The 16,501-nt window shown below is 29.2% G+C and carries 12 protein-coding genes and 1 pseudogene; 10 read left to right on the top strand and 3 right to left on the bottom strand.

The window, feature by feature from the left end; all coding sequences use genetic code 11:
• Positions 1-23: 23 nt before the first annotated feature.
• From rpoC to ABGF48_RS03030, 6 genes are all read left to right on the top strand, one after another.
• Positions 24-3,557 (top strand): DNA-directed RNA polymerase subunit beta', encoded by a 3,534-nt coding sequence (rpoC, locus tag ABGF48_RS03055; protein ID WP_408104873.1) that lies wholly within the window; start codon positions 24-26, stop codon positions 3,555-3,557.
• A gap of 141 nt (positions 3,558-3,698) precedes the next feature.
• Positions 3,699-4,106, top strand: coding sequence for a 30S ribosomal protein S12 (gene rpsL, locus ABGF48_RS03050; protein ID WP_408104872.1), 408 nt, complete (start codon positions 3,699-3,701; stop codon positions 4,104-4,106).
• A 118-nt stretch (positions 4,107-4,224) separates the two neighbouring features.
• Positions 4,225-4,695 (top strand): 30S ribosomal protein S7, encoded by a 471-nt coding sequence (gene rpsG, locus ABGF48_RS03045; RefSeq protein WP_408104871.1) that lies wholly within the window; start codon positions 4,225-4,227, stop codon positions 4,693-4,695.
• 65 nt (positions 4,696-4,760) lie between these two features.
• Positions 4,761-6,812, top strand: a complete 2,052-nt coding sequence (fusA, locus tag ABGF48_RS03040) for an elongation factor G (protein ID WP_408104897.1) — start codon at positions 4,761-4,763, stop codon at positions 6,810-6,812.
• Positions 6,813-6,832: 20 nt separating this feature from the next.
• Complete coding sequence (gene tuf, locus ABGF48_RS03035; protein WP_408104870.1) at positions 6,833-8,026, top strand: elongation factor Tu; 1,194 nt, start codon at positions 6,833-6,835, stop codon at positions 8,024-8,026.
• 87 nt (positions 8,027-8,113) lie between these two features.
• The gene (locus ABGF48_RS03030; protein ID WP_408104869.1) at positions 8,114-8,743 is read left to right on the top strand and encodes a thymidine kinase; all 630 of its coding nucleotides are present in this window, start codon (positions 8,114-8,116) and stop codon (positions 8,741-8,743) included.
• An 80-nt stretch (positions 8,744-8,823) separates the two neighbouring features.
• On the opposite strand, the pseudogene ABGF48_RS03025 reads toward ABGF48_RS03030, so the two are convergent.
• Both ABGF48_RS03025 and ABGF48_RS03020 read right to left on the bottom strand, forming a co-directional pair.
• Positions 8,824-8,958 (bottom strand): annotated as a pseudogene (locus tag ABGF48_RS03025) (hypothetical protein); the annotation flags it as partial.
• A gap of 324 nt (positions 8,959-9,282) precedes the next feature.
• Positions 9,283-9,405 carry a hypothetical protein gene (locus ABGF48_RS03020; RefSeq protein ID WP_408104868.1) on the bottom strand — a complete coding sequence of 41 codons (123 nt, stop codon included), beginning with the start codon at positions 9,403-9,405 and terminating at the stop codon, positions 9,283-9,285.
• A gap of 75 nt (positions 9,406-9,480) precedes the next feature.
• Between ABGF48_RS03020 and ABGF48_RS03015 the strand changes: the two genes are divergently transcribed.
• Both ABGF48_RS03015 and ABGF48_RS03010 read left to right on the top strand, forming a co-directional pair.
• Positions 9,481-10,974, top strand: a complete 1,494-nt coding sequence (locus ABGF48_RS03015) for a Mur ligase family protein (RefSeq protein WP_408104867.1) — start codon at positions 9,481-9,483, stop codon at positions 10,972-10,974.
• Between the two features lie 9 nt (positions 10,975-10,983).
• The gene (locus ABGF48_RS03010) at positions 10,984-12,813 is read left to right on the top strand and encodes a glycerophosphodiester phosphodiesterase family protein (protein WP_408104866.1); all 1,830 of its coding nucleotides are present in this window, start codon (positions 10,984-10,986) and stop codon (positions 12,811-12,813) included.
• Positions 12,814-12,876: 63 nt separating this feature from the next.
• On the opposite strand, the gene ABGF48_RS03005 is transcribed toward ABGF48_RS03010, so the two are convergent.
• A complete protein-coding gene (locus tag ABGF48_RS03005) occupies positions 12,877-13,653 on the bottom strand; it encodes a DeoR/GlpR family DNA-binding transcription regulator (RefSeq protein WP_408104865.1) in 777 nt (258 codons plus the stop codon).
• A 292-nt stretch (positions 13,654-13,945) separates the two neighbouring features.
• Here ABGF48_RS03005 and ulaG point away from each other — a divergent pair, with 292 nt between their 5' ends.
• Together ulaG and ABGF48_RS02995 are read left to right on the top strand one after the other, a co-directional pair.
• On the top strand, positions 13,946-15,007 hold the full coding sequence (ulaG, locus tag ABGF48_RS03000; RefSeq protein WP_408104864.1) for an L-ascorbate 6-phosphate lactonase: 1,062 nt from the start codon (positions 13,946-13,948) through the stop codon (positions 15,005-15,007).
• A gap of 27 nt (positions 15,008-15,034) precedes the next feature.
• On the top strand, positions 15,035-16,492 hold the full coding sequence (locus ABGF48_RS02995) for a PTS ascorbate transporter subunit IIC (protein WP_408104863.1): 1,458 nt from the start codon (positions 15,035-15,037) through the stop codon (positions 16,490-16,492).
• Positions 16,493-16,501: the final 9 nt, after the last annotated feature.

Raw genomic sequence — 16,501 nt, 5'->3', positions numbered from 1 at the left:
ATTACAGAAAGGAGCATTTCTTAATGGCAAGTTTTAAAGCGATGCAAGTAGGCTTGGCTTCTCCAGATATGATTAGAGATTGGTCAAGAGGAGAGGTTAAAAAACCTGAAACAATTAATTACAGAACATTGAAGCCAGAAAGAGAAGGTCTATTTTGTCAAAAGATATTTGGACCAATCAAAGACTATGAATGCGCTTGCGGTAAATATAAAAGAATAAGATATAAAGGCGTAGTATGTGAAAAATGTGGCGTTGAAGTTACAAAAGCTAAAGTTAGACGTGAAAGAATGGGACACATAGAATTAGCTACACCAGTATCTCATATTTGGTATTTTAAAGGGATTCCTTCAAGAATGGGATTATTATTAGATATGAGTCCAAAATCATTAGAAAAAGTTTTATATTTTGCAAATTATATTGTAACTGATCCTGGTGATTGTGATGAAGTTTCATATAAACAAGTATTAACAGAAACAGAATATAATAAATTATACATTGAATACGGTGATGAATTCACCGCTTCAATGGGTGCAGAAGCAATTGAAAAATTACTATCAGATATAAATTTAGAAGAATTACATGCAGAATTAACAGAAGAATTAGAAACAGCATCTGGTCAAAAGAGAGTAAGAATATATAGAAGACTTGAAGTTATTGAATCATTCTTACAATCAAAAAATAGACCAGAATGGATGTGTCTACATGTATTACCAGTTATTCCACCAGATTTAAGACCAATGGTTCAATTAGAAGGTGGAAGATTTGCAACATCAGATTTAAACGACTTATATAGAAGAGTTATAAATAGAAATAACAGATTAAAGAGATTACTTGAAATTGGAGCACCAGACATTATTGTAAGAAATGAAAAAAGAATGCTACAAGAATCAGTTGATGCTTTAATTGATAATGGTAGAAGAGGAAAACCAGTTACTGGAGCTTCAAATAGACCATTGAAATCTCTATCTGATATGTTAAAAGGTAAAACAGGTAGATTTAGACAAAACTTACTAGGTAAGAGAGTAGACTATTCTGGACGTTCCGTAATCGTTGTTGGACCGGAATTAGAATTTTACCAATGTGGTTTACCAAAATATATGGCATTAGAATTATTTAAACCATTTATTATGGAAAGATTAGTTTCAAAATATGAAGCTAAAAATATTAGATCAGCTAAAAAATTAATTGATAGAAAAGATCCTATAGTATGGGGAGCATTGGAAGAAGTAATTAAGGACCATCCAGTATTGCTTAACCGTGCACCTACACTTCACAGATTGGGGATTCAAGCATTTGAACCTGTATTAGTAGAAGGTAAAGCTATAAAATTACATCCACTTGTATGTACAGCATATAATGCTGACTTCGATGGTGACCAAATGGCTGTTCACGTTCCATTATCAGCAGAAGCACAGGCGGAAGCAAGATTATTGATGATGAGTACAAACAATATTCTAGCACCAAAAGATGGAAAACCTATTACAACACCTACACAAGATATGGTTTTAGGTTCATATTATTTAACATCAGAATTTACAGTGGAAGATACAGATTACGTATTTAGTGATTATAATGAAATGATTAAAGCTCTGGAAAATAAAGTTATTCATTTACATTCTAGAATTGGTGTAAAGATTAAAAAAGATGAAGAAGATAAGGGAAAGGTTGTAAGATCGACTGTTGGTAGATTTATTTTTAATAGTGAAATACCTCAAGATTTAGGATTTGTTGATAGAAACAAAGATCCATATTCATTAGAAGTTGATGTTCTTGTAGATAGTAAAATGTTATCTAAAATTATAGATAAAGCATTCCATAAATATGGAAATATAAGAACAGCAAGACTTCTAGATTATATTAAGAAAACAGGATATAACTATTCAACAAAAGCATCCATTTCAATAGGAATGGCTGATGTTATTACACCTGATGATAAACAATCAATAATTAAAGCAGCAGATGATAAGATTGTTGAAATTGAAGAATACACAAACATGGGATTATATACTGAAGAAGAAAGATATAATCAAGTAATCAAAACATGGGAACAAGCTACAGAAGATGTAACAAAAGCTCTAATGGAAAACTTAGATGCTACAAACACAATAGCTATCATGGCTAACTCTGGAGCTAGAGGTAGTGTTAGACAAATAAGACAACTTGGTGGTATGCGTGGACTTATGGCATCAACAACTGGTAGAACAATAGAAATTCCGGTTAAAGCTAATTTCCGTGAAGGTTTATCAGTGCAAGAGTTCTTTATTTCAACACACGGTTCTAGAAAAGGATTATCAGATACAGCTATTAGAACTGCTGACTCTGGTTATTTAACAAGAAGACTTGTAGACGTTTCTCAAGACGTTATTATTAGAGAAGATGACTGTGGTACAGATTCATATATTACAGTTAAAGATATTCTTGAAGGTAAAGAAGTAATTGAGAAATTAAGAGACAGAATTGTTGGTAGAACATCATTTGAAGATATATTAAACCCTGTAACAGGACAAATTATTGTTCATAAAAATGAAATAATTACTGAAGAAATGGCTGATGAAATTACAAAAGAACATGTGATGGAAAAATTTGGTGGAGATTCAGAAATTATTCAAATAAAAGAAGTTAAAATTAGATCAGCTCTTGAATGTAAATCAGAATTTGGCGTATGTTCAAAATGTTATGGTAGAAACTTAGCAACAGGTAAAGAAACAAATATCGGGGAAGCAGTAGGTATTGTTGCTGCTCAATCAATCGGAGAACCTGGTACACAGCTTACAATGCGTACATTCCACTCTGGTGGGGTTGCCGGAGGAGGAGCTATCACACAAGGTCTTCCTAGGGTTGAAGAATTATTTGAAGCAAGAAGACCAAAAGGACAAGCTATTATTGCTAAAAATTCAGGAACTGTTACAGTTGATGACAGTGAAGAAAGAATTAAAATATTTATTAACGATGGTGAAGAAACATCAAAATATATTTTACCATTTAATGTAAATCCAAAAGTTGGAATTGTTGATGGTGGATATATTGAAAAAGGTGACAAAATAACAGAAGGTTCTATAAATCCTCATGAATATTTAGAATTATTAGGAACACAAGCTGTTCAAGATTATATAATCAAAGAAATTCAAAAAGTTTATAGATTACAAGGTGTAGATATCGATGATAAACATATTGAAATTATCATCAAACAAATGCTACAAAAAGTTAATATTACCGAAATGGGTGATTCTGAATTCTTAGTTGGAACTATGCAAAATAGAAGATATGTTGATAATAGAAATAAAGAATTGATTGAAAAAGGCAAAAAACCTGCAGAATATGAATATGTATTGTTAGGTATTACTAAAGCAAGTATTGCTTCAGATTCATTCTTATCAGCTGCATCATTCCAAGAAACAACAAGAGTATTGACTGATGCTTCAATAAAAGCTAAGACAGATGATTTAGTTGGATTAAAAGAAAATATTATTATAGGTAAATTAATTCCAGCTGGTACAGGTTTAAGTAAATATTCAACAATATTAGAAGAAAAAGAAGAAATAAGTACTGAAAAATAGTACAAATGTTGACATAAATTAATAGTTTTGATAAACTATATTAGTCAATGGGCATATTGCATTTAAATATAATATGTCCATTGATTAAGATTATTTCAACATATGTTGATATATAAATTTAAGTAAAAGGAGGTGCAAAGAATGCCTACAATTAACCAACTAATTAGGAACAATAGAAAGAGCGAAAGTAAAAAATCAAATACTCCTGCATTAGGTTACAATTTTAATACTCTAAAGAAGAAAAATACTCAAGTAAATTCTCCTCAAAAGAGAGGTGTATGTACATCAGTTAGAACAACAACACCTAAAAAACCTAACTCAGCTTTACGTAAGATTGCTAGAGTAAGATTGACAAATGGAGCAGAAGTTCTATCATATATTCCTGGTATCGGACACAACTTACAAGAACACTCAGTTGTACTTATAAGAGGTGGTAGAGTAAAAGATTTACCTGGGGTAAGATACCACATTATTAGAGGAACATTGGATACAGCTGGAGTTTCTGGTAGAAAACAAGCTAGATCTAAATATGGTGCTAAGAAGGCTTAATAGCACAAAAATATAAAAATAAAAAATAAAGTGCTTTTGTTTAGATTTATATATCAGCAAGCACGATCGATGAAAATCGAGTACCAATGAATTATTTTATGGTAAGGAGGGAAGAACAGTGCCAAGAAAAAATAGTGTACCTAAAAGGGATGTACTACCAGATCCAATATACGGAGATAAAGTAGTAACTAAGCTAATCAACAATGTTATGCTTGACGGTAAAAAAGGTGTTGCTCAAAAGATTGTTTATTCTGCATTTGAAAAATTAGCAGAAACAACAGGCGAAAATGCGCTTGAAGTGTTCCAAAAAGCTTTACAAAATGTTATGCCACTTTTAGAAGTTAAAGCAAGAAGAATAGGTGGGGCGACATACCAAGTTCCTATGGAAGTTAGACCAGCTAGAAGACAAACTTTAGCTTTAAGATGGTTAGTAACATATTCAAGAGCTAGAGGCGAAAAAACAATGATGGAAAGATTAAGTAAAGAAATCTTAGATGCAGCAAACAATACAGGCTCAAGTGTAAAGAAAAAAGAAGAAATGCACAGAATGGCTGAAGCTAATAGAGCTTTTGCACATTTCAGATATTAATATAAATTAATAAGGAGAAGGAAGTGCCAGATATTAGTTTAGAAAAAATTAGAAATGTTGGGATAATGGCTCACATTGATGCTGGTAAAACAACAGTAACAGAGAGAATATTATTCTATACAGGTAAAATTCATAAAATGGGTGATACTCACGAAGGGACTGCAGTTATGGACTCCATGGCTCAAGAACAAGAAAGAGGTATCACAATCGCTTCTGCTGCAACAACAGCATACTGGAAAAATCATAAAATTAATATTATCGACACACCAGGGCACGTTGACTTTACAGTTGAAGTAGAAAGATCATTAAGAGTTCTTGATGGATCAGTTGCATTATTTGACGCTAAGAGTGGGGTAGAACCTCAATCAGAAACAGTTTGGAGACAAGCTGATAAATATAGAGTTCCAAGAATTTGTTATATTAACAAAATGGATGCAACAGGTGCAGACTTTATAATGTCAGTAAATACAATTAGAGATAAATTAAAAGCTAATGCAGTACCAGTTCAATTACCAATCGGTAATGCACACACATTTAGTGGTATTATTGACCTAATCGAAATGGACGCAGTAGTTTATGATGAAAATGATGAAACAGGAGAATCAGCAAAAGTTGTTGAAATTCCAGAAGATCAATTAGAATTAGCAAAAGAATATAGAAATCAATTAATTGAAGCTGTAGCAGATTCAAATGAAGAAATAATGATGAAATTCTTGGAAGAGGAAGAAATTACAGTTGAAGAATTAAGAGAAGCTGTAAGAGTTTCAACAGTAAATAGAGATATTTATCCTGTATTATGTGGTTCAGCATATAAAAAGAGAGGTGTTCAATCACTTATCGATGCTATGGTATATTACTTACCATCACCACTAGATGTACCAGCTATTAAAGGTACAAAACCAAAGAAAACTGAAGAAGAAGAAACAGTTGAAGATGAAAGACATCCAAGTGTTGAAGAACCATTCTCAGCTTTAGCATTTAAAGTTGTTGCTGACCCATTCGTAGGTAAGTTAACTTACTTTAGAGTTTACTCAGGTCACATTGAATCAGGTTCTTATGTATACAACTCAACAAAAGGTAAGAGAGAAAGATTAGGACGTATCCTAGAAATGCACTCAAACCAAAGAACTGAGTTAGATCATATTTCTGCAGGTAACATTGGGGCAGCAATCGGATTAAAAGATACTACAACAGGGGATACATTATGTGATCAAGATAATCAAATTATCTTAGAAAACATGGAATTCCCAGAACCAGTAATTTCTGTTGCTATCGAACCAAAAACTAAAGCATCTCAAGAAAAAATGGGTATTGCTTTAGCTAAATTAGCAGAAGAAGATCCAACATTTAAGACATACACAAATCAAGAAACTGGACAAACAATCATCGCAGGTATGGGTGAATTACACTTAGAAATTATCGTAGATAGATTGTTAAGAGAATTCAAAGTAGAAGCTAATGTTGGTAATCCACAAGTTTCATACAGAGAATCTATTACTAAAGAAGCAGAAGCAGAAGGTAAATTTGTACGTCAATCTGGTGGACGTGGTCAATACGGTCATGTAAGACTAAGAGTAAAACCAAATGAACCAGGTAAAGGTGTTGAATTTATTGATAATATTGTCGGAGGGGTTGTTCCAAGAGAATATATCGGTTCTGTAGAAAAAGGTGTTAGAGAAGCTTGTGAAGCTGGTGTATTAGCAGGATATCCATTATTAGATATCATTGTTACACTATATGATGGATCTTACCACGAAGTTGACTCATCAGAAACAGCATTCCAAATTGCTGGTGCTATGGGACTAAGAGCAGCTGTTGAAAAAGCTGGTCCAGCTTTATTAGAACCTATCGAAAAAGTTGAAATTGTTACTCCTGAAGAATATCTAGGAGATGTTATGGGTGACGTTTCATCAAGAAGAGGTAGACTTGATGGTATGGGAACAAGAGAAGGGGTTCAAATCGTTGATGCGTTTATTCCATTATCAGAAATGTTTGGATATGCCACATCATTACGTTCAAATACACAAGGACGTGCAACATATTCAATGCAATTTGACCACTATGAACAAGTTCCAAATAGCATAAAAGAAAAAGTATTAGAAGGTAAAAAGTCATAATAAAAAATTAGGAGGAAAAAATGGCTAAAGAAAAATTTATTAAAGACAAACCACACGTAAACGTTGGTACAATCGGTCACGTTGACCATGGTAAAACAACAACAACAGCAGCTATTACTCTTGTATTAAACAAGAGAAATGGTACAGGTACATTCGTTGATTATGCAAATATCGATAAAGCACCTGAAGAAAGAGAAAGAGGTATTACAATCAATACTTCTCACGTTGAATATGAAACAGCAAAAAGACACTACGCTCACGTAGACTGTCCAGGACACGCTGATTACGTAAAGAACATGATTACTGGTGCTGCTCAAATGGACGGTGCTATCTTAATCGTATCAGCAGCTGACGGTCCAATGCCTCAAACAAGAGAACACATCTTATTAGCAAGACAAGTTGGGGTTCCAAAAATCGTAGTATTCTTAAACAAAGAAGACCAAGTTGACGATCCAGAATTAATCGAATTAGTAGAAATGGAAGTTAGAGAAATGTTGTCAGAATATGATTACGATGGAGATAACACACCATTTGTAGTAGGTTCAGGATTAAAAGCTTTACAAGAACCAGATGGAGAATGGGGAGATAAAATTGTTGCATTAATGGATGCAGTTGATGAATGGATTCCAACACCAGAAAGAGATACTGATAAACCATTTATCATGCCAGTTGAAGACGTATTTTCAATCACAGGTAGAGGTACAGTAGCTACAGGTAGAGTTGAAAGAGGTGTTGTTAAAGTTGGTGATAACGTAGAAATCGTTGGTTTAGTAGAAAAACCTCAAACAGTTGTTGTTACAGGGGTAGAAATGTTTAGAAAACAATTAGACTTAGCTGAAGCTGGAGATAACATCGGTGCTCTATTAAGAGGGGTTACAAGAGATGATATCGAAAGAGGACAAGTTTTAGCAAAACCAGGTACAATTCATCCACACACAAAATTTGAAGGTGAAGTATACGTATTAACAAAAGAAGAAGGTGGAAGACATACTCCATTCTTCTCAGGATATAGACCACAATTCTATTTAAGAACAACAGACGTTACAGGTGATATCAAATTAGCTGACGGTGTTGAAATGGTTATGCCTGGTGATAACGCAACATTTACAATCACATTAATTTCTCCAATCGCTATCGAAGAAGGTTTAAGATTTGCGATCAGAGAAGGTGGTAGAACAGTTGCTTCAGGTGTTGTATCAAAAATCGTTGAATAATAACAATTATAAAAGTACTAGAAGAAATTCTGGTACTTTTTTTTTATTTAAGATATAATAATAAAAGATTAAATTTGGGAGATTATTATGGCGAAATTATATTTTAGATATGGTGCGATGAACTCAGGAAAATCAACTTCATTAATGCAGGTTGCTCACAACTATGAAGAACGTGGAATGAAAGTTAGATTACTTAAACCTGCAATTGATTCAAAAGGTGACGATAAACTAGTTTCTAGACTTGGAGTTACGAGAAAAGTTGATTATATTGTTCAAAAAAATGATGATTTATTTGATAATTTTTACAAAATTGAAAATGGAGAAAATATATCTTGTGTATTAGTAGATGAAGTACAATTTTTAAGTGGGGATCAAATTGATCAATTAATGAAAATTGCTGTTATAAAGGATATTCCTGTTATATGTTATGGATTAAGAACAGATTTTCAAACCAATGGGTTTGAAGGTTCATCTAGACTACTTTTAATTGCTCATTCTGTAGAAGAATTAAAAACTATTTGCAGATGTGGAAGAAAAGCGGTATTTAATGGAAGAAAGATAGATGGCGTTTTCGTATTTGAAGGTAGTCAAGTTGCTATTGATGGGGAACATGAAGTAGAGTACGAATCAATGTGTGCTAAGTGTTATTTTGATAGATTAGAAGAGGAAAAACAAAGGAATAGTGATAAACAGCAAGTGATTGATAAAATTATTTAATATAAAAAGGTGTTGACTTTTCAACACCTTAATTTTTTATAATTTAGATAATTCTAAAGAAAATACATTTAACATTTTAATTACGTTTTTAATGTTATATCATTAATATCCATCATAGGATTAAATTCAACGAAGTCAATAGAACGCACCAATTTTGTTTGTAATATTGATTTTATGAGTTTTTTAGATTGTTCTATATTCATTCCGTCTTTTTCGGGCTTACCGGTTTGGGAACAAGTTTCTCGTCCAAAGAATCTATATCATAACTTAGGTGTATATTTTTTGTTTTTTTTCTTTTAATTTTAGCAACAATTTTTCAATACAAGCTTCTATACCTTTTCTTTAATATAATCCTATGCCTAAAGAATGATCTCCTCCTAAAACAAATGGTAAAATACCTTCTTTCAATGTTTAATATAACTTATTTGCAAGATCTTTATTTGAGTCGAGCATACCTTTATAGTATTTTAATTTTTTACTTGTAGCAAATTTTTCCTGCTCACTATATTTATCTACATTAGTGTTAAATATTTTTTTAATTATATTACCTTTTTTTCAAAAATATCAATTATATTATTTTGTATCATTGTATCAGGACCAAGTTCAACTCCAGGTCTGTCATAACCATAGAAAATTGGAACTTTTATAAAATTGATTTTCATATTTTCTCCGTAAAATTTATTATAATATGTAGTATAATATATATTATATTACATAATTTTTTTTTAGGAGCAAAAATGAAAAAATTAAATGATATTATCGAGATTTTAAAAAAATTTAGTTTATTTATAGGTTCTAATATAGAAGATATAGATATAGAAGAAATTACTTATGATTCTAGAAATGTTAAAAACAATACATTATTTTTTTGTAAAGGATTAAATTTTAAGGAAGAATATTTATTGTCATCAAAAGAAACCGGTGCTGTATGTTATGTTTCAGAGAAAAAATATGATGTTGATATGCCTTATATTTTAGTTAATGATATAAGAATATCAATGATGGAAATTTCTAGATTTTTTTATGATTATCCTGATAGAAAAATAAAAACTATCGGTGTTACCGGTACAAAAGGCAAATCTACTACGGTAATGTATATTAAAAATATTTTAGATGAATATTTACGTAAAAATTCAAAAAAACCTGCCGGATTAATTTCATCAATTGATGTTTATGATGGTATATCAACAATTGGAGCATCTTTAACTACACCGGAAGCTATTGATTTATATAGATATATTAAAAATGCTGTTGATTCAGGGTTAGAATATATGATAATTGAAACATCATCACAAGCATTGAAATATTATAGAATTAATAATTTAGAATTTGACTTAAGTTTATTCTTAAATATTGGAGAAGACCATGTTAGTCCATTAGAACATAGTTCATTTGATGATTATTTTGATTCAAAATTAAAAATATTTAATAATTCAAAATTTGCTATTTATAACAAAGAAATGGATTTTGTAGATAAAGTAAAATCTATTATTAAAGATAAAAATTTAAATTATATGACATTTTCAAATGATTATTCAAGTGATATTTCATTAGTTGAATATAAATTTATTGACGATGTTTTAGATTTTTCTGTCAAGTATGAAGAAAATGTTGAGGAATATAAAATTCATCAATATGCAACTTATAATATAGAAAATGCAATGGCTGCTATTTTAACTGCTAAGTATTTTGGAATTGATTATGAATCTATTTATAAAGGTTTGATAAATGCTGAAGTAGATGGTAGAGAAAATATACTTATAACAAATGATGAAAAATATGTATTATACGTTTCTTATGCTCATAATCAATTAAGTTTTGAAAAAACATATGATTTTATTAAAGAAAGATTTAAGGATTATAAGATAGTTTCAATTTTTGGAATAAGTGGTAATGTTGCTGAAAATAGATTAAACGGATTAGTAAAGACATCAACTAAAGTTTCAGATTATATATATATTGTACCAGAGGATTCTGGATATACTTCTTATGATGATATTTCTAAAAAAATAATTAATAAGATAAGTCCGATTACAAGTAATTATATGAAAATGGATGATAGGGAAGAAGCTATTAGATATGCTTTTGAAAATTCCGGTGATAAAACAGTTATATTTATTGCAGGAAAAGGAAATGAAGATTTTCAAAAAATTAATGGAAAAAAAATAAAAATAAAAAGTGATTATCAAGTAGCAAAGGAAATAATGAAAGATTATAATTTAAGAGATTGAGAGTATATTATGAAAAAAAATTTTATTAATAACATAAAAAAAATTAAATCAAATAAAGAATTAATATGGGCATTTTTAAAATATCAAATTATTACTAAAATTTTTTTGATATTGGTAATTTTTCCAGTCTTAAAATATCTTTTAAGATTAGTATTATTGTCAATGGGCAGAAGGTCATTAACAAGTGGGGATTTTGTTAGTGGTTTATTAAGTTTTAGAGGTACTGGGATTCTTATATGTACCTTGCTTATTATTTTCTTTTTAACAATTTTTGATATAAATACTTTTATAGTATCAAGTGCATTGTATAAAGAAAATAAATTTAATCCGGGCTTAAGAAATATGATTTTACTTGGAATTAAATCATTTAAAAATTTATTGAATATTTCAGGAGTTTTTATATCTATTTATGTAGCTTTAGCTTTTTCCTTATTAGGATTTAGGATAATATACACTCCTATTAAAAATTTTCAAATACCAAATTTTATTAAAGAATTTTTATTCTCCAATGATATATATTTTTTAGCATATTATATAATTGGTTTTATTATAATAATTACTCTAATAATTTATATATTTACTTTTCATTTTTTAACTATAGAGGATATGTCTTTAGTTGATGCCATGAAGAGCTCTCGAAAATTAATATTAGAAAATAAAAAAGATTTTATTATAAGGTTTATCATACTTAAGATGTTAATGTGGTTTATAGTATATGTAGGATTTAACTTTTTAATTTTAACAATTATTAATTATATTAATAGCTTAAATATTTCTATGTTTATATCAAGGGTATTTACCATATTTTTATCTTTTAGTTTATATCAATTTTTGACGTTAGTTATACTTATGACAGCACCATATTTTATAAGTGAATTAACAAATCTTTATTATGATTATAGAAAAAATAATCTTGATAATGAAAAATTTATAAAATATTACTCTATAGAAAAACAAAATGTAAAAAGCAAGATAGATTTTAAGAAATATGGAATTATTTTTGGTGTAGGTTTATTTGTATTTAATGTTTTATTTTCTATAATAAATTCTTATTTTTTTGATAATTTATATAGAGAATCTAGTGTGATAAATATTGTTGCACATAGAGCGGGTGGATTTTTAGAAGTTGAAAATAGTATAGAAGGGCTGAAAAAGGCAATAGAATTTAAGGCAGCTTATAGTGAAATAGATGTTCAAAGAAGCAAAGATGGACATTATATTATTAATCATGATAATACATTAAATAGATTAACAGGGGTAGATTTAAAATCAAGCCAATTAAATTTAAAAGAAATCAAAAAATTAAATTTAAAAACAAGTTCCAATTCGTTTAAGAAGGGGCAAAAGATTGCTACAATAGAAGAAATGTTGGATGTATCAAAGGGAAAAATTAAATTATTAATTGAGTTGAAGGGTGCTACTGCTGATAAAAAGATGGTTGATGATTTAGTAAAAATTGTTAAAGAAAGAGATATGATAAATGAAACTGTATTAATATCTTTAGACTATAATTTAATTAAATATATTGAAGAAAAATATCCTGAAATTTATAGCGGATATTTGTACTATTTTTCATTTGGTGATTTAAGTGATTTAAAATGTGATTATTTCTTAATGGAAGAAAATCAGGTGACAGAATCATCTTTAGAAAAAATAAAATTGATGGGTAAAAAGGCTATGGTTTGGACTGTCAATAGTTATTATAATATGAAAAAGTTTACTAATATGAGTTTAGACGGTATTATAACAGATAGAGTCGAAGAATTAAAAAATCTTAAGGAAATCTTAAGTAAGAGAAGTGATTTTGAAATTATTTTAGATAATTTCTTATTTAATTAATAAAATATAAAAAACTGTATTAATCTTTTACTAAAAAGTAATTGATAATACAGTTTTTACATTTTATTTTACAATCCCATTTTCATCTACTAAAATACATTCAATTCCAAAAAGTTTAAGAGATTCAATTATTTCTGGATCTGCATCAGAATTAGTAATTAAAATATCTACATCTCTTACATCTCCTGATACAAATGCACTTTTATGATTCAATTTAGAGCTGTCAACACATAATATAACTTTGTTAGCTCTTTCAATCATTGCTTTGTTGATTGCTACTTCATCAATATTAGCTGTTGTAATGCCTTCAGTAATGTGAAATCCACTTGCTCCTAAAATTGCTTTATTTGCCTGAGTATTTATTATATTATTTAGTGCGAATTCTCCCGTTAAAGCAGATTTTGGTTTTTTTATTTCTCCGCCTGTTAAAATTATTTTTATTTTAGGTAATGTATGCATGGTTAAAACATTTCCATTATTAGTAATTACTGATACAAACTTTGAAGGTTCTATATATTTTATACTTTGTATACTTGTATATGCCGAATTTATAAAAATTATGTCGTCATCATCTATTAGTGTCGCAGCTATTTTAGCAATTTGATTTTTTTTGTTTTCCGTTATAGATTTTAGTATTTCATTTGAACTTATAGCTGAAACATATCCATGGTATTTATATATTAAATTTTTATTATGTAGATATTCAATATCCCTTCTAATAGTTGGGAGAGAAACGTTTAATTTTTCTGCTAGATTAATATTTGTTGATTTTTTTAATTCATTTATTAATAGTAATAAATTTTTTCTTCTTTTATTAATTATATCTTTGCTATGTTTCATAATTTTCCTTTTAAATAATGTAATGAGGTTTTAAATCTGTATTTTTATTAGATTATACTCTTTGAAAATATTTTAGTCAAATATTAAAAAAAATTAATAATAAAGTTTTCGTATTTAATATTTCAAAAGAACATAAAAAATAATCAAAACTTATTTATATATTCTTTTTTATCCAAAAGAAAATAAAAAAGAAAAATTTTACGTTTTTATTTAAATAAAATAATTGACTTAAAGAAAGAAATGTTTTACAATCCATTTGTAAAGGTAATCATAAAATTATTAGGAGGGTATTATGTCAAAAATTGATGAAATTACAAGGGAGTCATGGATACTAAAAACATTTCCTGAATGGGGTACATGGCTAAATGAAGAAATAGAAAACGAAATTGTTGCTGAAAATAAAGTTGCTATGTGGTGGCTTGGAAATATGGGATTATGGGTTAAATCTCATGGGGGAGCAAATTTGTGTGTGGACTTATGGGTTCAAACAGGAAAAAAGACTCAAAAAAATAAACTTATGAAAGAAAAACATCAACATCAAAGAGCGGTTGGATGTGTAGCACTTCAACCAAATTTAAGAACAACACCATGTGTTATTGATCCATTTGCAATTAAGGAATTAGATGCTATAATGTCTACACATTCGCATAGTGATCATATTGATATAGATGTTGCAGCTGCAATAATGCAAAATACTAAAGATACGAAATTTATCGGACCGAAAAGCTGTACCGATATTTGGAGAAAGTGGGGTGTTCCTGAAGAAAGACTTGTTACAGTGAAACCTGGTGATGAATTTGAAATAAAAGATACGAAACTTAAAGTATTTGATTCATTTGATAGAACTATGCTTTTAACTGTCGATGAAGATGTTGTATTAAAAGATAATATGCCACCTGAAATGTCAGAATTAGCAGTTAATTATTTAATAGAAACAAGTGGCGGAAATATTTATCACGCAGGCGATTCACATCATTCAAACTATTTTGTAAAACATGGTAATGAAAATAAAATTGATGTTGCAATAGTTGGATATGGAGAAAATCCTAGAGGAATGACTGATAAATTAACATCATCTGATGTTTTAAGGGTAGCGGAAGAATTAAAGACACAAGTTGTTATACCTGTTCATCATGATATTTGGTCAAATTTTTTAGGTGATCCAAAAGAAATAATGATGTTGTGGAACTATAAGAAATATAGATTAAATTATAAATTTAAGCCATATATTTGGCAACCTGGTGGAAAATTCATTTTCCCTGATAATAAAGACGATTTAGAGTATATGTATCGTAGAGGATTCGAAGATGCATTTACAATTGAACCTGATTTGCCATATAAAGCATTTTTATAAAATAAATAATTAGGATGGAGGAAAAATATGGAATATTTAGAAATGATATGGAAATTTATAGTATTTAATATACTAACAAAACCTGCTTATTTAATAGGGTTTATGGTCCTACTAGGATATATTTTATTAAAGAAACCTTGGTATGATAGTTTAAGTGGATTTATAAAAGCTACCGTGGGATATTTTATTTTAGCTGTAGGATCTGGTGGATTGGTAACAACATTCAGACCAATTTTAGTTGGATTAAAAGAAAAATTTAATCTGTCGGCTATGGTTATTGACCCATATTTTGGTCAAAATGCTGTTCAATCCGCAATGACAAACATAGGGAGATCTTTCTCCCAAGTTATGATACTTCTTCTTATAGCTTTTATATTTAATTTAGTGTTAGTTAGATTGCAAAAGTTTACAAAATTAAGAGCTGTATTTACAACAGGGCATGTACAAATGCAACAAGCAGCAACAGCCTTTTGGTTAATATTATATGCATTTCCTGGACTTGGAGATACACCAATGCTAATTATAATGGCTATTTTGCTAGGTACATATTGGGCAGTAGGTTCAAACTTAACGATAAAACCTACTCAAGAAGTTACTGATGGTGCAGGTTTCGCATTAGCACACCAACAAATGTTCGGTGTTTATTTTATGAGTAAATTATCAGAGTATATTGGTAAAAAATCAAAAAATTCTAAAAAGTTAGAAGATATCCAATTACCAGGCTGGTTGTCTATTTTTAATGATAATATGGTTTCAACTTCATTGTTAATGACAGCATTTTTTGGAATAATTTTGATGATTTTAGGTAAAGACTATTTAATTGCTGCAAAATTCTTAAAACAAGGTGATTCATTTGTGTTTTACATACTAACAACAGCATTGCAATTTGCTGTATATTTAGCAATATTACAATTAGGCGTTAGAACATTCGTTACAGAACTTACAGTTTCATTCCAAGGTATCTCTAATAAATTGTTACCAGGTGCTGTTCCAGGAATTGACTGTGCTGCAGTTTATGGCTTTGGTTCACCAAATGCAATAACAATAGGATTTTTATTTGGGGCTTTAGGTCAATTTTTAGCTATAATAACTTTAATTTTACTAAAGAGTCCTACAATTGTAATAGCAGGATTCGTGCCTGTATTTTTCGATAATGCAACAATTGGTGTGTTTGCAAATAATAAAGGTGGATTAAAAGCTGCAATTATAACTCCATTTTTAAGTGGATTAATTCAAGTATTTGGATCTGCATTTATTGCATCATTAGTTGGATTATCATTACATGGAGGATATTTAGGAATGTTTGACTGGGCAACAGTATGGCCAGCATTTACAATAATAATGAAATATTTAGGATATATTGGAGTTGGAGTAATTACTATTGTATTATTGATTATACCTCAATTACAATATAAAAAAGATAAAGAAAATTATTTTTTAATAACTTCTGACTATGAACAATATAAAAAAAATAAAAATAAATAGGAGATAAAA

The sequence above is a fragment of the Helcococcus bovis genome (genome assembly GCF_046035835.1).
Classification (GTDB): domain Bacteria; phylum Bacillota; class Clostridia; order Tissierellales; family Peptoniphilaceae; genus Helcococcus; species Helcococcus bovis.
Note: the sequence above shows the minus strand (reverse complement) of the source record. Positions and strands in the feature narration are given on the sequence as shown.